Genomic DNA, 18,994 nt, shown 5'->3' with positions numbered 1-18,994 from the left:
GCCGTAGCCGCAGCATTTGAACCTCAGTTAACCAGTAAAGATTGCTCATTATAAACTCCATCTTAGTCAATAAAATGAATCAGAGCTGATGTAACTTTGCAAGATAATTAATGGGTCCTGAGCCTAGGTGCTCTTGCAGTCGGCTGGATTAATGGAGAAGAAGGTATTCAAAAAATTGCACCATTCTTTGTATCACCCTTTCAAGGTGTTCTGTGCCTATTCTTGCTTGATATGGGGCTTTCAGCTGGCCGTGGTTTACGTCAAGGTTGGAAACAATTGCAATGGACCACCATCATGTTTGGGATATACATGCCGCTGATTTCTGCTGTTTTTGCGGCAGGCACATCTTACATCCTGGGACTCAGCACAGGTGATGCGGCGCTTCTTATTGTGCTTGCAGCTTCTGCTTCGTATATAGCGGTGCCAGCTGCAATGCGTCTCGCTCTTCCGGCTGCGCAGCCTGGAATTTACTTAACATTGTCACTTGGCATAACATTTCCATTTAATATTATTGCAGGCATTCCAATCTATATTTTGCTCGCTGAGTTTGTATCGGCATAGGAACCCAAAACATGTATGCAAAAAAACGAATTGAAATTATTATTGAAAAACCTGCCTACAAACGTGCAGGCCGTGTTTTGCAACGTGCAGGTGTAACAGGCTATACGGTCTCGCCTGCTCTCGCAGGCTTTGGTGACAGTGGTATGTGGTCACGTGACACTGATATTTCTGGCAGCCGCGACATGGTGACCATTGTCACCATAACAACAGAAGAAACAGCGACAAAAGCACTCGAACAATTGTCTGATCTACTAGGTGATCATATCGGCATCGTCAGTATCAGTGATGTTGAAGTACTCAGGGATGAACGTTTCTAATCATTATATTCCGGTTCTATTGCAGTAAAACCATGATAGATTGTTTCCGTACCTTAAATGGACTTGTATGGCCATGAAATTTTTAAAATCAATAGTCACAATTCTTGTAGCGATCTACATTGTAGCTACTGGTTATCTTTATTTCTTCCAAGATGGAATGATCTTTCCTGCTCCTGGCGACCAGATTGGCATTGAAGCAGACGAAAATTTCGTACAAATTGGAGTGCAAACGCCAGATGGGGAGAAGCTATTTGCATTGCATCACCCCTCTCAAAAAAATGAGGCGACGATCATCGTATTTCATGGAAATGGTGATGCAGCTATTCATCAAAAATCACGTGGGCTAAAACTTATAAAGGCGGGCTTCGGTGTGCTCTTGGCGGAATACCGTGGCTACCCCGGCAGCACGGGGACAGCAAGTGAGGTTGGGCTTTTCACCGACGCTCTGGCATTTTATGATTACATAATCGAACAAAGACCCCAGAAAATTGGCCTTTATGGTCATTCACTTGGATCAGGCGTCTCTACCTACTTAGCGTCTGAGCGAGATGTTTTTGCACTTGTTCTTGAAGGTCCATTTGATGCATTGGCTGCAGTAGCGGCTGATCGTTATCCGTTAATACCAGTTTGGCAGCTTATCAAACATAAATTTCAATCAGATATCTATATCAAAGACCTTGATGCGAAAATACTCATTATGCATGGTGATTTGGATACAACAGTTCCCATAAAACACGGAAGGCGCCTACTGGAAGCGGCGCCTAAAGGAACAAATTTCGTCGAAATTATAGGCGGTCGGCATAGCGACCTGGAAAAATTTGGCAGTGAGGAGAAAGCCGTTGATTTTTTCAAGCAGGCTTTAAACTAAACCAGTACCAATTTCAGCCTAGCGGTAGATTGGGTTACCATTGCGGAATTTACCACGGTCAATTTCGCGCATACGGTTTTCAAGGTCTACCAGATTTCTAGCTGTATTTAGATACTCATTTTCAGCATCGCGACGGTGTTTATCATGGTTAAACAAATCAAAGAATTTCATAATGTTTCTCGCTTATATCTTATCTTTTGTAGCCTCCTCAATATAATAGAGTTAGGGAAAATGAGAAGCGTTGATAATTAACACCAGCTATGCAGCAGGCGAATAGCAGGTTAATGAAGCCTCAAGAAACAAGCAGAACAATCATGCAGACCCCATCACCTTGCGTATTGCATTTTGGATGGAAGTAACCAGCTCCTCCACATCCAATCTGCTCGTCTGATGCCCAATGATTGACACCCGAATAATTTCACCATCACGCCATTGACCGTGGGTAGGGTATACACGACCCTCGTCATGGATTGCTTCAAGTACTTTCTGTGTCGTCTCATCGCGAGCATCCCCCTCACCGCAATAAAAGGCAACTTGATTACAGGTGATATCATTAAGAACGGTTACTTCCGGTATTTGCCTAAGTTGCTCACCAACCCATTCTGCCATTTCACAATGCCCAGTCACCATATCACGAACACCTTGTTTTCCGAGCGTACGCAAGATTGCATAGCTGGGAACGCCGCGCGCGCGCCGGGATAATTCAGGTGTTGAATCATTCGGGTCCCACGCATCGCTTACACTTGGAAGATATGCTCCTTTGGCTGACATGCAAGCAACAAGCGGTTCGCGATCACGCGTGATAACCATCCCTGCATCATATGGTGCGTTCAACCACTTATGCAGATCGACAGCCCAACTGTCTGCTTCATTTACTCCCGCGAGTCGATGGGCTAGCTTCGGAACAGCATGTATCCACAAGCCAAACGCACCATCCACATGTATCCAAGCATTCTTCCTGCGGGCTATCGGGATAATGTCAGAAAATGGATCAAACCCACCTGAATTTATATGGCCAGCTTGTAGAATAACCAGAATTGGCCCATCAAGCTGTTGTATAACCTTGCGAAAATATTCTGTTTGAATACAACCTTGTTCATTCGTTTTGACTTTATGAACCCGCTCAGATCCTAGACCTGCATAACGTAAAGCCGCAGCGGTCGCAGAATGTGCTTCATCACCAATCACAACATGGATTTTAGGCGCATCAAACAGACCTTGTTTTTCGACATCCCAGTTATGTCGGTTAAGCAAAGCATTTCGAGCCGCCATCACAGCGACCGCATTTCCTTGTGTTGCGCCAGTAACAATGCCTGCCCCGCTCTCCTTTGGAAGCGCTAGAAGATTGATAATCCATTCGCAAACCTTATTTTCCATAATGGAAACAGTTGGCGTAAGCTCTGCATAACCACTCACCTGCGCCCAGCTGGATGAGAGCATGTCAGCTGCCGTTCCGACCGGATGAGAAGCGCCAATTACATAACCAAAAAAACGTGGTGAGATCATTCGCATCAGACCGTCTTCACCTTTGCTAATGATATCCTTGATAACAACATCCGCGGCTTCACCAACTTCATTAAGGTCACCGCTAAACCGTTGGGCTGCTTCTGCAGCATCAATTCGCGGCTCTATCGGACGATCTGATAGTCCGTTGCGATATGAAATTGAGTGATCAAAGACAAGCCTAAAAGCGTCTAATTCATCGTTCTTTAGGCTCATAACGTTTCCTATTTGCTCAGTAAAAATGCATCACGATAATTAATACACCAGTTAAAGGTGTTTTACGAGATCGATTTCTTTTTTGAAGAGCAAATTTGCTAGTCTATTATCGCGGCCACGCGTCAATTTTCCTCGCGATTTTAACCTTAAATCTTTCGACTACATCCGGCGCAAGCTTTTCGCTGCGATAGAGTGATAAATAATCCAGCTTGGCATTTTTTGCACACGCGCCAAGTAAGGCATGCTTTACGATCCGTTTAACTGGCCTGAACATCACCAATCGATCCACCCACCAGGGAGATCCTAGTGTGGTGATCACCAAAACATTCCGAAGACCATCCAATTTTGGCTTTATCGCATCCAGATCATCTGCATTTTCGAATGCAATTCCAGGTGCCCATACCCGGTCAAACCAGCCTTTTAAAATAGCGGGAAAACCAAACCACCATGTTGGAAACGCCAGAACCAGAGCATCCGCTTCTTGCAATCTGGAAACGCTGTCATCCAAGCCAGAAGTATCAAAATTACCGTAATATGAGAGACGTTCATCTGCCGTTAATGCTGGTTTAAAATCAACATCATATAGATTTTCTTCAACAACCTTATGACCATTTCTATTAAGTTGCTCGATTGCTTCTGCTGCTAGTGAATTGCAAAGACTTTCGGTAAGAGGATGAGCAATGACAACAAGGCATTTCATCAACGATGTTCCATCTCAATGTCATGCTGATTACCCTGCATCACGCATACCTTCAGCCGTTTGTAAATCAACCGATACAAGTTGGGAGACACCTTGTTCAGCCATTGTAACACCAAACAGGCGGTTCATGCGTGACATGGTAATAGGATTGTGCGTAATCAATACAAAGCGCGTTTCTGTTGATGATGCCATTTCATCCATGAGGTTACAAAAGCGCTCAACATTATGATCATCAAGCGGTGCATCAACCTCATCGAGCACACAAATGGGTGCAGGATTTGTAAGGAACACCGCAAATATCAATGCCATAGCGGTCAAAGCCTGCTCGCCGCCAGAAAGAAGCGTCATGGTTTGTGGTTTCTTGCCGGGCGGGCGAGCTAAAATCTCAAGTCCAGCCTCAAGTGGATCATCAGACTCCACAAGCTGCAGCTCAGCCGTTCCGCCACCGAACAAATGCGTGAAGAGGCGCTTAAATTGTTCATTAACAACATCAAATGCTGCAAGTAATCGTTCGCGACCCTCCTTATTCAAGCTTTGAATAGCAGATCGTAACTTACGAATTGCCTCTATGACATCTTCTCGCTCGGAAACAATCGTATTTAGCTGTTCGGAGAGTTCTTTCTGTTCTTCCTCAGCACGAAGGTTCACAGCACCCAAACGCTCTCGTTCGACTTTCAATCGCTCCAGAGAGCGTTCAATTTTATCCGGATCGAGATTGTTCTCATCTCCTTCGATTTGTGCCAGTTTCATTGCCTCGTGTGGTTCGCAGTTCAGTGCTTCACGAATTCTGGCTTCGCTTTCCAGACGACGTTCTTTTGTCGCGACCGTACGCTCTTCCGTTCGTCCTCGCGCTTCTCGTGTTGTTGATAAGTCTGAGATTGCTTCCGTTGCAAGCCTATCCGCCTCTTTAGATTTACTTTCAGCGACAGCTAATATATCGGCAGCTTCTTTTCGCAGACTTTCAGCTTCTGTAAGCTGGTTCATTAGTTGAATGCGGCGCTGGGACATATTATCTGGTGCATCAGCGAGTGTTTTAGCTTCCTCTTCCGCAACCGATGAGCGTTCTTTCAACGATGAGATTTGGCTCTCTGCGTTTTTTGCACGGAGTGTCCAGTTTTCACGCTCTATCTTGATTGAGTCTATGCGTTGCTGCCTAGAACGATTCTCCCGCTCCATGCCTTCATGCGCAGCACGCGCTTCTGCTAAAGCACCGCGATCGGTAGCAACTTTTGTGCTTGTGTCATTAAAGTTCTTTTCAAGCTGGCTAAGATCTGGTGCCGCCAACAATACAGCTTCCACCTCTACCAATGCGCCTTTGACTTCATCCAGCTGTATAACAAATTGATTTTCCGCTTCACGCAAAACAGCTGCACGATTTGATAATGCCCCAGATGCATCTTGTGCCTCTTTCAAGGATTGGCGGGCGCGTATGACAATATCAGCTGTGGTTCGGATAGCTTCCCGCTTTGTCTGCAAATCTTGCTGTGCTGTCGTAACTTTAACTTTCGCAGCTTCAAGACTTTCTTCAACTTTGCGAAGAGCTTTTGTAGCTTCAACGGCTTCTCGATCAAGTTCTGCTAAACGATTTTTTTGCGCCAAACGCATAGCCGCAGGCGTTGGTGCATCGGCGGATGCTACATAACCATCCCAACGCCATAATGCACCCTCAATGGTGACCAATCGCTGACCAGGTAAAAGTTGAGACTGTAATCGTTCCCCTTGCGCATCTGTGTCAGCCACACCAACCTGGGATAAACGGCGAGCCAACGCTTTTGGCGCTTTTACAAATGCTGAGAGTGGCTTTATGCCTTCCGGCAATTTCTGGTTAATATCTGGCCCATCTATCTCTTGCCAAAATGCGGGTGCATTCGCGTCCATTGGCAGATCAAGATCATCGCCAATGGCGGCCCCAAGCGCTGTTTCAAAACCACGTTCGACATCAAGCTTATCTACAATTGGTGGGAATAACCCCGTTTCACTTCCTGCATTCAAAATTTTACGAATGGTGCGGGCTTCGGTTTCAATCTCATTCAGGTGTGCATTTGCGTCAGTTACTGGTTGACGCGATTGACTTTCCGCCTGCCGCGCTTCCTCTAGCGCAAATTCCGCAGTACTCGATGCCTTGCCAGCAGTTTCGGCATTTACCTCTGCTTGCTCAAGTTCAGTTTGTTTAACTTGCGGATCTGGCAAGCCAGCGATTTGTGATTCAATTCCAACAAGCTCAGCACGATGATCCGTCATCTGACGTTCAATTCGTGCCTTACGATCAGATAGTTCTGAATTCCGTCGCTCAAGTTGAGATTTACTCGCCGCAGCTTCCGCACGTTCGGAGGTAACTGCCGTTAAAGCTGTTTCGCTGGCAGAAAGGGCAGCGCCAGCGGTTTCAAACGCCTGTTTCAATTTGGCAGCATGCGCGTCGCTATTAGCCAAAAGCTCGGATAGTTCGGCCTCTTCTGTATTCAGCCGCGCTAATATCTCAGCATTATCGGCAACCATTTGCTTCTCGCGATTAATATCTGCACCAAACTGCATGAGACGTTGATCTAACTCATTTTTTCGCCGTTCAAGGCGCTTTGCCTCTTCCTCCAACTGTGTTTTGCTGATCTGCAAACGTTGCAATACGGCAGCAGCTTTTGCTTCAGCATCGCGCAGTTCCGGCAATTTATGTGCTTCAACAGCTTGATTTCGCGCGGCTTCGCTTTGCTTTGCAGCCATTTCAGCAACTTTTTTCGTCGCTTCTGACAAATCAGACTGGGATTGCGCTTCCGTTTTCTTGGCCTGTTGCCAACGTATATGCAACAGAGTTGCTTCGCTTTTGCGAATGTCAGCTGAAATTGACTTAAAGCGATTGGCTTGTCGCGATTGACGTTTCAGGCTCTCAATCTGGCTGTCGAGCTGTCCTGTGACATCTTCCAAACGTTCAAGATTATTTTCTGCAGCTCGCAACCGCAACTCAGCTTCATGTCGGCGAGAGTATAATCCTGATATGCCGGCCGCTTCTTCAAGCAACTGGCGGCGCGCTTGAGGCTTTGCCTGAATAAGTTCACCAATCCGCCCCTGTCCGACCATAGACGGCGAACGCGCACCGGTTGATGCATCCGCAAAAAGCAATTGAACGTCTTTTGCACGTGCGTCTTTCCCATTGATACGGTAGGCAGAGCCAGACTCGCGCTCAATTCGACGCGAAACATGTACTTCATCTTGATCATTAAAGGCAGCTGGTGCCGTGCGATCACTATTATCTAGAAATAAAGCAACCTCAGCAGTATTTCGTGCAGGGCGATTGCCAGAACCTGAGAAAATGACATCATCCATGCCGGATGCACGCATGTTTTTATATGAATTTTCACCCATAACCCAGCGCATGGCTTCCACAAGATTAGACTTGCCGCAACCATTGGGGCCAACAATACCTGTTAGCCCACGTTCAATTACAAACTCGGAAGGTTCAACAAAAGACTTAAACCCTAATAGTCGTAATTTATTAAACTTCATGACGAAATCCCTTCGTCATGAAGCACAACTTCAAGCTTTTCGATAGAAGGCCGGGCACTAGGCACACGTATCCGGCTCCAAAAATTTGGGTCTTATAAGAAACTGTCGATAAGCGCCGACATTGATTCAACAGACATATCCCCCGAATAGCGCTTCCCATTCACAATAAAGCTTGGCGTAGACTGAATACCATAATCGTTCGCGCCGCGATTTCTAACCTCTGTAACATCATCAAGAAGCTGTTGGTTCGTCAAGCAAGTGTTGAATGTCTCTTGTGTAAAACCAGCCAATTTGGTCAATTTTAGGAGTTCAGCACGCGCATCTTCGGCTCTTGACCATGAAGATTGCTGTTGAAAGAACATATCAACCATCGGGAAAAACTGCTCTTCTGGTGCACAACGTGCCAGCATAATAGCTGCCGCAGCGCGTGGATCGAACGGGAATTCACGTAAAATAAAGCGAACTTTACCAGTTTCGATATATTTCTTTTCAATTTCTTTAAACGTTCTAGCATGAAAATTCGCACAATGTGGGCATGTCATAGACATATATTCCACAATCGTGACAGGTGCATTTGCATCACCCAGTTCCATCTCTTTAAGTGGGCTTGCTTTTAAGACCTCGGCCATATCGACATCACCATCTGAAGGCGGAACATCAGCCGCTGATGTTGTGATATTGTCAATTTTTGTAGCTTCCGCAGTTGCATCATTTGTTACTTGCACTGTTGAACTGTCAGCTTCGCCAGATGCTTCGGATACATCCTGCGCTTCGCTACAGGCCACAAGTGTAAGCGCCACACCTGCTAAGAGACCAATGCGGATACCGTTGCCAGAGAATTTCTTTAAATTTTTGCCCATTTCAACCAACATTTATAACCCTTTCTAAAGTGCCCACCTTACTCTTACCCTCCCCCCAGAGAGTTTTATTGAGCATTAAAGAGCATTCAATTGCTTTTACATAGCCAACCAAAATTGCAAACCGGCCCATCCAACCATTTCACAACTTTAACTTAACCGTCGAAAACTAAAGAGGACAAGTTTGAGGCATTTTCATGACCCAATTCTATTACCCGTCTCAATGATTATTTCTGTCGCTTTGACAAAACAGCCTCGCCCAATTTTGTCAATGCCTGTTTTAGGTTTGAATCTTCAACACCACCAAGCATATTGTTGAGCTCTTGTTTTTCGCTTTTTTGTAATTTTCGAGGTTTTTTACGAATTTTGTCGTGTTTTTGTACTGCTTTTTGAATGATTTTTATTCGGTTGATGGCAGGAAAGCCAAAAAACGAGTTGATCCGCGAGATAATTTCATTCTGTTGATGAGACAAAAAAAGTGCGCGAGACCCTTCGCAGGCTATCGTTAGTTGCCCTGGCTCCAAGCCGCCGCCACTTTCAGGATCAGACTGTAGATGCCCTCTTTGGCGTGGCCAGATGATTTTCTCAGGGCGTGAACATTCCTCAAATTCAGGACCGACAATTTCATCCCAAACACCGATTAGCATCGTATTAATGCCAGCTTTTTTAGCCAAAATTGGATCAATTAAGACATTGGCAATCTCGGCAATTTGTGAGGCTGGTTTGCCTCCATATCCGTTTTTTTTATAGTTCCCTGCCAAGGCATTCGATCCTATGTTCGAGTTTTGCTTTATATTCAACTCATCATTAAACGCATTATTGGGGTTTTGCTACTTTTTAAAAGCACTTGATCTTACAAAGAAGTGAATTCGTAATATAAGTAGCATCGCAATGAATAATACCTAACTTAGAAGGTAATCAGATTGAGTGAAATTTCTGGCAAGCTACTGGTATGGTATGATAAATACCACCGCACTCTGCCGTGGCGAATACCGCCAGGAGATAGTAAATCAGGTATTTTACCTGATCCATATCATGTCTGGCTATCAGAAATTATGTTGCAGCAAACCACGGTCACTGCAGTGAAACCCTATTATGAGAAGTTTTTAAAACTCTGGCCAAATATCACAGCTTTAGCTGAAACTAGCAACGAAAGCGTTATGCAAGCATGGGCCGGATTAGGCTATTATTCCCGCGCGCGAAATTTAAAGAAATGCGCCGAATATGTTGTTTCCGAGCTCCAAGGTCGCTTCCCCGACAATGAAACCGAACTAATCAAGCTACCAGGTGTTGGCCCATATACGGCAGCAGCAATCGCCAGCATTGCTTTTCAACAACCCGTAGCCGTAGTTGATGGCAACATCGAGCGAGTTTTTGCGCGTCTCTTCACGATTAATACCCCATTACCACAAGCCAAAGTACCGATAAAAGAAAAAGTGGCCAAGCATTTACCCGCGGCGCGACCCGGTGACTTTGCACAAGGGCTTATGGATCTAGGCTCATCAATTTGTACACCTAAAAAACCCAATTGCCTGCCCTGCCCGTTGCAGGATATCTGCAAAGCTTCAAAACTTGGCTCTCAAGAAAGCTATCCCGTAAAAACCCCTAAAAAAGTTAAACCAAAGCGCAGGGGCGCGGCATTCGTTATCGAAGATATGGATGGTGCAATTTATCTACAGAAGCGACCTGAAACCGGACTTCTTGGCGGTATGAGCGAAGTTCCAACGACAGATTGGAACTCAAATCAAGACGGAGAAACTGATATCCAGTCTGCTCCGTTTAGTGGTGATTGGCAAAAAAGGGGAGAAATCAGGCATGTATTTACCCATTTTGAACTTAGTCTGATTGTCTACCACATAAAAGTGGACATACGACCTACGTTAAACGGTTGGTGGTCTGCACAAAATGAAATTGAAGGTGAAGCGTTACCAAATCTTATGAAAAAAGTTATTTTAAAAGCGACTGATCGAAAACGAAAGTAGATTTCGATAATACCACATAGATATCGTAACAATAATATCTTCAAAGCAGTGAAGGTTTTACTGATTGTAAGAAGGACCGACCTAATAGTCGGCCCGGTCAACTTGCGGTAAAACTACCCGGCCTTTGCCATTTCAGCACGAATAACCGTACGAAACTCATCAATTTGCTTGAGTTTACCTTGATCCTCATAATGCCAGAATGTCCATCCGTTGCAAGCATCAAAGCCCTGGACTTTTGCACCCATTTTATGGATGGAACCAGCTTCACCATTTGCTTCAATCGTACCATCAGCACGCACATTTGCCGTATGACGACGCTTTGAATCCGTCAACGTTGTACCAGGTTTGATCAGTCCAGATTCCAAAAGCGTGAGAAATGCGACACGTGGCTCGGCCTTTTTGCCGGTAATGACCTTCAGCTCTGCTTTGCCAAGTGGTGTAACACTATCAATACGGGCTGTTGCGGCATCAATATAGTCTTGCTCGCGCTCAATTCCGATGAAATTACGCTCAAGACGTTTAGCTACGGCGCCCGTTGTACCAGAACCGAAGAATGGGTCCAGAATAACATCACCAGGTTTTGTGGATGACATGATCACACGTGCAAGCAATGCTTCCGGCTTTTGTGTCGGATGGACTTTTTTACCATCGTCACCTTTAAGGCGCTCACCACCATTGCAGATCGGAAATAACCAATCAGAACGCATTTGCACATCGTCATTTGACGCCTTTAACGCGTCATAGTTAAAAGTGTAACCCTTAGCTTTCTCATCGCGGCTTGCCCAAATCATGGTTTCGTGTGCATTTTGAAAACGACGGCCACGAAAATTTGGCATCGGATTTGTTTTACGCCAGATCACATCATTCAGTAGCCAAAATTCTAGATCCTGTAAAATAGCACCAACGCGGAATATATTATGGTAAGATCCAATCACCCAAATTGTGCCATTTGGCTTTAAAACACGGCGACAGGCCAACAACCAAGCACGGCAAAAGCTGTCATAGGCTTCAAATGATGAAAATTGATCCCAAGCATTGTCAACAGCATCAACTTTTGAATGGTCCGGGCGATGAAGATCACCACCGAGCTGCAGATTATAAGGTGGGTCGGCAAATATCATATCGACAGAATTATCAGGAAGCGCTTCAAGAGCTGCGACACAATCACCCTTGATAATTGAGTTCAGATAAGGGGCCTTATCTTCAGAAGCGGACCGGATTTCTTTCAGAGAAACAACAGACGACATGGGATACTCACACAAATACTCAAAACATAATGAGCACATTGTTACTGCTTACGGTAAATATTGAATTACTGGACATGGTAAACAGAAAATGAACGTCTAAAAACATCCCACAGTGACTTGCTTTATGAACTGGAATAAGGAAAAACGGGCACCTTAAACTCCATCTACTTGAACGGATTTCCAATGGCTGACCTTGATCTCATCATATTCGATTGTGACGGCACGCTGATCGACAGCGAATTTCTAGCGGCGCAGATAGAATCAGAACAACTAAGACAGGCTGGCTTTGACATCCCCGTTGAGGAGTTTGCTGAACGCTTTGCAGGAATGACGACCAAGAATATCATGATGGAAGTTGAGCGACAGGAAAATATCCCCCTTCAAGCGACGCTGCTGGAAGAGACACATGATATTTTGAATAGACGCATCCCAGCAGAGGCGACTGCCATTGAAGGTGCAGCGGATGCACTTAAAAAAATAACGACCCAAATGTGTGTTTGCTCCAACTCGCCAGAAAGTCGCCTTGAGATGATGTTGACCAAAAATCAACTCATTGGCTATTTTGGTGACCGCATCTATTCATCAAGAAACGTGGGAGAGAAGCGACCAAAGCCACATCCTGATGTTTTCTTATACGCGATCGATGTGCTCGATGCAGAACCCGACTATACAATCGTGATCGAGGATTCAGAATCGGGCGTCAAAGCGGCAAGGGCTGCAGGCGCACGTGTCATTGGCTTTACCGGCGCTTCTCACAGCTATCCAAGCCATTCAGACAAGCTCATCGATGCGGGCGCTGAGACGGTCATTAACCGCATGTCAGACTTGCCACAAATGATCGAAGTTCTGGCTGAATGGACCGAACTTAAATAGCCGCTCTAGCTTTTTGGACCTGAATCGAAACCGATAAAAACCTCTGTTTCGCCGCCAGCGCCCGCAGGAATTATAACATTGGGGTCATTAAATACGAATTGAGCTGTCAAATTCGGGCCAATTAAAGATACAACCTGCGTTGAAAGTTCTGAATAGAGGACACTCTTTGTTTTTTTATCGACCACAACGACACGAATAGGCAATTGAACCTCGCCGGCCTTGCCTTGAGGCCCTGCAAGTAAACGACCCGCAGCAAATACACTTACATTGAGCTGTCCGCCCGAAATAGTGCAAGATCTCGTCGCATCCGCCAATGAGGACTGATATGTGATCTTGGATGGATCACCCTCACCTTTTCGGGTATAAGCGCGGTAATATGTTGTACCCTCTCGGAAACTTACGCGCGGACAGCTACCCTGAATAATTGGCGCTGTCTGTTCCGCTGTATTTGCAACATCTAACGTATTTGCCGGCTCTGTTGATTTACAACCTGAGAGTATCAAAAAAACTGATAAAATTGGTAATGAATTTCGAATTATATGGAACACAGGAACAAACTCTACTTTTTTTCAAAATTTTAAATTGTAACATGCATGACGCAAAGGCTTTGCATGTCTGTCATGTTAGTTTATATCAGCGCCTGAACAAAAAATCGATGCAGAGCATCTATAAAAATAATCTTTGATGCTAGCACATGGAGAAAATAGCTTTGCAATATGTATCCACGCGAGGTGAAGCACCTGAATTAGACTTTAGCGATACTCTTCTCGCAGGTCTTGCAACAGACGGCGGCCTTTATGTTCCTAAAACATGGCCAGAATTTAGCAAACGAGAAATAAAAGCGTTACGCGGCAAGCCTTATGCCGATGTTGCTTTTACGATTTTGCAGCCATTTGTTGACGGTGATATTCCCGATGATCAGTTAAAGAAAATGATCGATGAAGCTTATGCAGGCTTTCGCCACAATGCAGTAACACCAATTATTCAGATGGATGATAATTCTTATTTGCTTGAATTATTCCATGGTCCGACATTGGCATTTAAAGATGTTGCTATGCAATTACTCGGTCGCATGATGGATTATGTGCTTGAGCAACGCGACCAGCGTGCAACAATAGTTGGCGCGACATCAGGCGATACTGGCGGTGCAGCGATTGAAGCATTTGCTAATCGAGATCGTACAGACTTGTTCATTTTGTTCCCGCATAATCGGGTTTCGCCCGTGCAACAACGCCAGATGACAACGTCAAAAGCAAAAAATGTGCATTCCATTGCTATTGAAGGTACATTTGATGATTGCCAAAACCTTGTCAAAGCAATGTTTAATCATTCCGACTTTAGACAAGATGTACAGCTTTCTGGTGTGAATTCCATCAATTGGGGTCGTATAATGGCTCAAATTGTCTACTATTTCACAGCAAGCCTAGCCATAGGCGGGCCTGATCGCAAAGTATCTTTCACCGTTCCAACTGGAAATTTCGGCGACATCTTTGCAGGTTATGCAGCAAAGAAAATGGGGCTACCGATCGCCAAATTGACAATTGCCTCCAACGACAACGACATTCTCGTTCGCACACTTAAAACCGGCACCTATGAAATGAAGAGTGTTTCGGCAACCAGTTCTCCGTCGATGGATATTCAAATCTCATCGAACTTTGAACGCTTACTCTTTGAAGCCTATGGGCGCGATGGTGTGAAAATTCGCAACGCGATGGACGCACTAAAACAATCCGGTTCATTTACGATTGAAGATGACATTCTTAAAGCTATCCGCCGAGAATTTGCAACAGGAAAAGCACTTGGTAAAAATGTCGACGCCACGATTTTGAAATATCATCAGGAAAATGGTTACTTGCTTGACCCTCATACTGCCGTTGGCATGTATGTTGCCGAGAAGAATATACGCCCTACAGCGCCTATGATTACTCTTGCAACAGCACATCCGGCAAAGTTTCCGACAGCGGTTAAAACCGCTTGCGGAATTGACCCAGCACTGCCAAACTGGTTAAGCGATCTGATGCAACGGGAGGAAACGTTTAGAGTATTGCCAGCAGAGTTAAAATTCGTGGAGGAATTTATCTCAATGCATACACGTGCAAGCCTTTGAATTTAAACACTATATGAGTATTAAAACAACCCAACTTAACAATGGTCTGACAGTTGTTACCGAATATATGCCGCATCTTGAAAGTGCAGCTTTAGGAATATGGGTCAAAGCTGGCTCGCGTGATGAAACAGACGAAGAGCACGGCATTGCCCACCTTTTAGAACACATGGCTTTTAAAGGTACGGGCAAGAGAACGGCTCGACAAATCGCTGAAGAAATCGAGAATGTCGGCGGTGAACTCAACGCGTCTACATCGACAGAAACAACAGCTTTTTATGCCCGTGTTTTGAAAGATGATGTCCCGCTGGCCGTTGACATTCTGATTGATATTTTGACAAACTCAACATTTGAGCAAGATGAACTTACGCGGGAAAAACACGTCATTTTGCAAGAAATTGGCGCTGCAAATGATACACCTGACGATATTGTCTTTGACAGATTTTCCTCTGCCGCCTTCAAAAATCAAACAGTCGGGCGGCCGATTTTAGGAACACCGGAAACTGTTGAAAGTTTTACGCCCGATCAGATTCGTAACTACATGAAGCGAAATTACACCGCCGACCGCCTCACATTTGTGGCAGTTGGTGCAGTAGATCACGATGAAATTTGCAAACTGCTTGAAGATCATGGAACAGCATTTTATCCAGCCAGCGATAAGGGCCGCGAATATCCAGCAGCTATCTACACAGGTGGCACGTTTCGCGAAAAACGCGACTTAATGGATGCACATATACTACTTGGCTTCGAAGGTCGAGCATACCATGTACGTGATTTTTATGCATCACAAGTGCTTGCAAATATTTTAGGCGGCGGCATGTCATCGCGTCTTTTTCAGGAAGTACGAGAACGCCACGGCTTATGTTATTCGATTTATGCATTTCATTGGGGCTTATCTGATTGCGGGATTTTTGGCATCCAAGCGGCAACTGGCTCAGAAGATGTTAAGGCTCTCATACCTCTCATTTTGAAAGAGCTTGTACGAATCTCTGAACATGTTGAAGAACAAGAAATTGACCGCGCACGAGCACAAATTCGTGCGGGTCTTTTGATGACTCACGAAAGCCCCGCAGCTCGTGCCGGTCAGATTGCGCGCCAAATGATGCTCTTTGGGCGCCCAATTTCAAATGAAGAATTAATGGAAAGACTTGTGAACATTACACCTGATCGTCTCACAGACCTTTCCCAGCGCTTGTTTTTTGGTCAAAAAATGACAACATCGGCAGTAGGTCCAATTGACCATCTCGCTGGTATTGAAGATCTTGAGAAGCAACTCAAAACGCCAGGCTCAATGCTAAATGCAGCTGAGTAAAGCGCCATAAGGGCCCTATATGACGCCATTTTTTTGCAATAAGGGTAAGGCTTTAAAAGGCTCTCTGGCTGCCAATGGCCATGCCTTTTTACTAGTTCTAATTTTGTTACTATTCTCAATTATTACTGTACCAAATCAAGTTCTTGCCTATGATCCAGTTCAAATCACCTCTGAAGATAGGGCTATTAATTTAACGAGTGCTGTTGAGATATTTCCGCAGCAGGGGGCTGCTTTTCAAGTTTCCACAGCCCCCGGCACTGATGGTATTGTCCGCCGGATTGAAGTACGTGCAACTGGCGAGCAACATGCAGGGAACTGGGCCGTGTTTGTGCTCGCAAATGGTACGAGTGAACAGATTGATCGGTTAATTGTCGCACCACATTATCGCATTGTAAATGCAGGAATTATTTGGCCTGACTTAGGCTCGAAACGTATTAACAGCATTACACCCAGCGAAGGTTTTGCTCTTGACCGGGAACAAAGTGATGATGCCGATATTTTCCGAATTACGCTTAATCCGGGAACCGTTGTTACGTTTGTCGTTGAACTCACCAGTGATAATTTGCCGCAAATGTATCTTTGGGAACCAGGAGCATACAAAGATACAGTCAACTCATTCACCTTATATAAGGGAATTTTGATCGGTATAGCAGGCTTGCTGGCTGTATTTCTTACAAATCTTTTTATCGTCCGATGGACAGCTATGTTGCCCGCAACTGCAATGCTGGCATGGACAGTTTTGACCTATATCAGTGTTGATTTTGGCTTTCTGCCTGAACTTTTGAGCATTGGACCAGAAGAGCTTCAATATTGGCGTGCTGGCGCTGAGGTTTTACTTGCAGGCAGTTTAATTATTTTCCTCTTCACTTACCTGAGCCTTCATAACTGGCATACAAATTTGTCATATTTAACTCTTGTGTGGCTCCTGGGTCTTGCGGGTTTATTTTCGATAATCTTAATCGATGCTGCTGTTGCTTCTGGCATTGCACGTATTTCGTTAGCGACTACAGTTGTGCTTGGTGTCTTTGTTATTGGTTTTCTTGCTTACCATAAATATGATCGCGCAGTTATGCTCATCCCAACATGGCTTTTACTCCTATGTTGGTTACTCGCTGCCGGTATGACGATTACAGGTCAGTATGATAATGACATTTTACAACCAGCTCTCGGCGGGGGCATGGTCCTTGTCGTATTACTCCTAAGTTTCACTGTGATGCAGCATGTTTTTACAAGCGGCATATACCAACAGGGTTTATTTTCAGATGCAGAACGTCAATCGCTTGCCCTTACAGGATCCGGCGATATAGTTTGGGATTGGGATGTCGCAAGAGATCGTCTGACAACAAACCCTGACATATCAAAACCCCTCGGGCTTGCGCCAAACAGCCTCCACGGTTCATTGCGAAACTGGCTTCCCTTGATGCATCCAAATGATCGCGATTCCTTTAGCACAACACTGGATATCATGCTTGAGGTCAAGAAAGGTCGCATTCATCAGGAGTTTCGTATTCGCGCCTCGGACAATCATTACCATTGGTTTTCATTAAAAGCGCGCCCGGTGATAGGTGCTAATGGTGAAATCCTTCGCTGCGTGGGAACCATTCAAGACATTACGGAACAAAAAATTATCGAGGCACGCCTTCTGAAAAATGCTGTTACAGACAGTTTGACGGGGCTTCCAAATGAAGAGCTCTTTCTGGATAGGCTTCAAACGCATCTTGTGATGGGAAATCGCGACAGTAACCTTCTACCGACCGTTTTAATAATTGATCTGGATAGCTTTAAACAGGTCAATAAGGCTATTGGTATGGCCGCTGGTGATACAATCATGCTGGCGTTAACAAGGCGCATCAGGCGACTACTCAAAGAAGAAGATCTGATGGCGAGAATGAGTGGAGATCAATTTGGCGTAATCTTAATGTCTGAATCTGATCCAAAAAACATAGCCGAGCTTGCAGATGCAATCAGCCAAGCGGTTAAAGCCCCAATAGATTTTGCAAAAAAAGCGTTCAGTGTCACCGCTTCAATAGGCATGTTCACAGTTGTGAATACAAATGCATCGGCGACGGAAATATTGGCAGATGCTGAACTTGCAATGCTACATGCAAAACGTTTTGGTGGTGACCGCATTGAACCATTTAAACCTGCTTACAGGTCAACCGGTCTTAGTTTCCTCAGCCTGCAAGAGAACATGAAAAATGCGATTGCCCGCGGTGAGATAACTGTTGTTTATCAGCCCATCGTGAAATTGGACAGCTTAGAGATTAGTGGCTTTGAAGCTCTTCTAAGATGGGAAGACCCTAAAAAAGGCATTATTCCACCTTCTGAATTTATTCCGCTCGCAGAAAAAAATGGCTATATATTTGAACTTGGTCTCCTAGCACTAAAAACTGCTGTTGAAGATATGTCTAGCTGGCACTCAATTTTGGGGGACCTACCAATTTTTATGTCCATCAATTTATCAGCGGCCCAGTTAATGAAGACAGATCTGTTTGACGATATTCAAGCGGAAATTAGCCGTTCAAAATGCGCTGCCTCAAAATTTAAGTTTGAGCTAACCGAAACGGTTGTGATGGGTAACCCAGATATCGCTGCGGCGACCTTCGAGAAAATCAGACAGGCAGGTATGGGACTTTCCCTTGATGATTTTGGTACAGGCTATTCATCAATGTCATATCTGACACAATTCCCGTTTGACGTTTTGAAGATAGATCGTAACATCATTGTGGGCAAAAGTGAAAAACACAGCAAGATGCGAAAATCAATCGTTAATCTCGCTAAAGACCTAGATCTACAAATTGTTGCAGAAGGTGTTGAAACAACAAGTGATGTTGAGGAGCTTTCAGCGCTTGGGTGTGATTATGGCCAAAGTTATCTGCTCGGAAAACCAGGCAGCTCCGACGAAACGCTCAAACTACTACGCGAACGTTTTTCATCAAATGTAAAAAGCTAAACCAAA

16 protein-coding genes are annotated in these 18,994 nt (G+C 44.9%); 8 read left to right on the top strand and 8 right to left on the bottom strand.

Features of this window, described 5'->3' with window-relative positions; genetic code table 11:
• The first annotated feature begins 117 nt into the window (after positions 1-117).
• The 3 genes from AB2J24_RS13865 (at position 118) to AB2J24_RS13855 (ending at position 1,746) form a co-directional block, all read left to right on the top strand.
• On the top strand, positions 118-561 hold the full coding sequence (locus AB2J24_RS13865; protein WP_367385887.1) for a sodium-dependent bicarbonate transport family permease: 444 nt from the start codon (positions 118-120) through the stop codon (positions 559-561).
• An 11-nt stretch (positions 562-572) separates the two neighbouring features.
• Complete coding sequence (locus tag AB2J24_RS13860; RefSeq protein ID WP_162651933.1) at positions 573-878, top strand: DUF190 domain-containing protein; 306 nt, start codon at positions 573-575, stop codon at positions 876-878.
• Between the two features lie 73 nt (positions 879-951).
• Positions 952-1,746, top strand: coding sequence for an alpha/beta hydrolase (locus tag AB2J24_RS13855; protein ID WP_367385878.1), 795 nt, complete (start codon positions 952-954; stop codon positions 1,744-1,746).
• 18 nt (positions 1,747-1,764) lie between these two features.
• Here AB2J24_RS13855 and AB2J24_RS13850 read toward each other — a convergent pair whose 3' ends face one another.
• The 6 genes from AB2J24_RS13850 to AB2J24_RS13825 all read right to left on the bottom strand — a co-directional run bounded on the left by AB2J24_RS13850 (position 1,765) and on the right by AB2J24_RS13825 (position 9,278).
• The gene (locus tag AB2J24_RS13850; protein WP_162651935.1) at positions 1,765-1,917 is read right to left on the bottom strand and encodes a DUF3563 family protein; all 153 of its coding nucleotides are present in this window, start codon (positions 1,915-1,917) and stop codon (positions 1,765-1,767) included.
• Positions 1,918-2,058: 141 nt separating this feature from the next.
• A complete protein-coding gene (locus AB2J24_RS13845; RefSeq protein WP_367385877.1) occupies positions 2,059-3,465 on the bottom strand; it encodes a pyridoxal phosphate-dependent decarboxylase family protein in 1,407 nt (468 codons plus the stop codon).
• Between the two features lie 106 nt (positions 3,466-3,571).
• Positions 3,572-4,165 (bottom strand): NAD(P)H-dependent oxidoreductase, encoded by a 594-nt coding sequence (locus AB2J24_RS13840; protein ID WP_367385876.1) that lies wholly within the window; start codon positions 4,163-4,165, stop codon positions 3,572-3,574.
• A gap of 30 nt (positions 4,166-4,195) precedes the next feature.
• On the bottom strand, positions 4,196-7,660 hold the full coding sequence (gene smc / locus AB2J24_RS13835) for a chromosome segregation protein SMC (protein ID WP_367385875.1): 3,465 nt from the start codon (positions 7,658-7,660) through the stop codon (positions 4,196-4,198).
• A gap of 92 nt (positions 7,661-7,752) precedes the next feature.
• Positions 7,753-8,520 carry a DsbA family protein gene (locus AB2J24_RS13830; RefSeq protein ID WP_162653553.1) on the bottom strand — a complete coding sequence of 256 codons (768 nt, stop codon included), beginning with the start codon at positions 8,518-8,520 and terminating at the stop codon, positions 7,753-7,755.
• Between the two features lie 224 nt (positions 8,521-8,744).
• The gene (locus AB2J24_RS13825; RefSeq protein ID WP_367385874.1) at positions 8,745-9,278 is read right to left on the bottom strand and encodes a DUF721 domain-containing protein; all 534 of its coding nucleotides are present in this window, start codon (positions 9,276-9,278) and stop codon (positions 8,745-8,747) included.
• A gap of 162 nt (positions 9,279-9,440) precedes the next feature.
• On the opposite strand from AB2J24_RS13825, the gene mutY reads away from it, so the two are divergent.
• Positions 9,441-10,499, top strand: a complete 1,059-nt coding sequence (gene mutY, locus AB2J24_RS13820) for an A/G-specific adenine glycosylase (RefSeq protein ID WP_367385873.1) — start codon at positions 9,441-9,443, stop codon at positions 10,497-10,499.
• Between the two features lie 113 nt (positions 10,500-10,612).
• Here mutY and AB2J24_RS13815 read toward each other — a convergent pair whose 3' ends face one another.
• Complete coding sequence (locus AB2J24_RS13815; protein WP_367385872.1) at positions 10,613-11,746, bottom strand: site-specific DNA-methyltransferase; 1,134 nt, start codon at positions 11,744-11,746, stop codon at positions 10,613-10,615.
• A gap of 183 nt (positions 11,747-11,929) precedes the next feature.
• Between AB2J24_RS13815 and AB2J24_RS13810 the strand changes: the two genes are divergently transcribed.
• Positions 11,930-12,619, top strand: coding sequence for an HAD family hydrolase (locus AB2J24_RS13810; protein ID WP_367385871.1), 690 nt, complete (start codon positions 11,930-11,932; stop codon positions 12,617-12,619).
• Positions 12,620-12,624: 5 nt separating this feature from the next.
• On the opposite strand, the gene AB2J24_RS13805 is transcribed toward AB2J24_RS13810, so the two are convergent.
• A complete protein-coding gene (locus AB2J24_RS13805; protein ID WP_367385870.1) occupies positions 12,625-13,167 on the bottom strand; it encodes a hypothetical protein in 543 nt (180 codons plus the stop codon).
• A gap of 146 nt (positions 13,168-13,313) precedes the next feature.
• Here AB2J24_RS13805 and thrC point away from each other — a divergent pair, with 146 nt between their 5' ends.
• Genes thrC through AB2J24_RS13790 form a run of 3 tightly spaced genes read left to right on the top strand, consistent with a single transcriptional unit; the run spans position 13,314 to position 18,988 of the window.
• Complete coding sequence (thrC, locus tag AB2J24_RS13800) at positions 13,314-14,726, top strand: threonine synthase (protein ID WP_367385869.1); 1,413 nt, start codon at positions 13,314-13,316, stop codon at positions 14,724-14,726.
• A gap of 13 nt (positions 14,727-14,739) precedes the next feature.
• The gene (locus AB2J24_RS13795) at positions 14,740-16,035 is read left to right on the top strand and encodes a M16 family metallopeptidase (RefSeq protein WP_367385868.1); all 1,296 of its coding nucleotides are present in this window, start codon (positions 14,740-14,742) and stop codon (positions 16,033-16,035) included.
• Positions 16,036-16,054: 19 nt separating this feature from the next.
• Positions 16,055-18,988, top strand: coding sequence for an EAL domain-containing protein (locus AB2J24_RS13790; protein ID WP_367385867.1), 2,934 nt, complete (start codon positions 16,055-16,057; stop codon positions 18,986-18,988).
• Positions 18,989-18,994: the final 6 nt, after the last annotated feature.

The sequence above is a fragment of the Lentilitoribacter sp. EG35 genome, from assembly GCF_040784015.1.
Taxonomy (GTDB): domain Bacteria; phylum Pseudomonadota; class Alphaproteobacteria; order Rhizobiales; family Rhizobiaceae; genus Lentilitoribacter.
The sequence above is the reverse complement of the archived record's forward strand: the minus strand, read 5'-3'. Positions and strand labels throughout refer to the sequence as shown.

What these genes read in the sequence shown, in the direction of transcription:
- AB2J24_RS13790 (WP_367385867.1), top strand. Translation starts at nt 16,055, where the DNA reads ATGACGCCATTTTTTTGCAATAAGGGTAAGGCTTTAAAAGGCTCTCTG.
- AB2J24_RS13855 (WP_367385878.1), top strand. Translation starts at nt 952, where the DNA reads ATGAAATTTTTAAAATCAATAGTCACAATTCTTGTAGCGATCTACATT.
- AB2J24_RS13795 (WP_367385868.1), top strand. Translation starts at nt 14,740, where the DNA reads ATGAGTATTAAAACAACCCAACTTAACAATGGTCTGACAGTTGTTACC.
- thrC (WP_367385869.1), top strand. Translation starts at nt 13,314, where the DNA reads ATGGAGAAAATAGCTTTGCAATATGTATCCACGCGAGGTGAAGCACCT.
- AB2J24_RS13840 (WP_367385876.1), bottom strand. Translation starts at nt 4,165, where the DNA reads ATGAAATGCCTTGTTGTCATTGCTCATCCTCTTACCGAAAGTCTTTGC.
- AB2J24_RS13830 (WP_162653553.1), bottom strand. Translation starts at nt 8,520, where the DNA reads ATGGGCAAAAATTTAAAGAAATTCTCTGGCAACGGTATCCGCATTGGT.
- AB2J24_RS13860 (WP_162651933.1), top strand. Translation starts at nt 573, where the DNA reads ATGTATGCAAAAAAACGAATTGAAATTATTATTGAAAAACCTGCCTAC.
- AB2J24_RS13810 (WP_367385871.1), top strand. Translation starts at nt 11,930, where the DNA reads ATGGCTGACCTTGATCTCATCATATTCGATTGTGACGGCACGCTGATC.
- AB2J24_RS13815 (WP_367385872.1), bottom strand. Translation starts at nt 11,746, where the DNA reads ATGTCGTCTGTTGTTTCTCTGAAAGAAATCCGGTCCGCTTCTGAAGAT.
- smc (WP_367385875.1), bottom strand. Translation starts at nt 7,660, where the DNA reads ATGAAGTTTAATAAATTACGACTATTAGGGTTTAAGTCTTTTGTTGAA.
- AB2J24_RS13845 (WP_367385877.1), bottom strand. Translation starts at nt 3,465, where the DNA reads ATGAGCCTAAAGAACGATGAATTAGACGCTTTTAGGCTTGTCTTTGAT.
- AB2J24_RS13850 (WP_162651935.1), bottom strand. Translation starts at nt 1,917, where the DNA reads ATGAAATTCTTTGATTTGTTTAACCATGATAAACACCGTCGCGATGCT.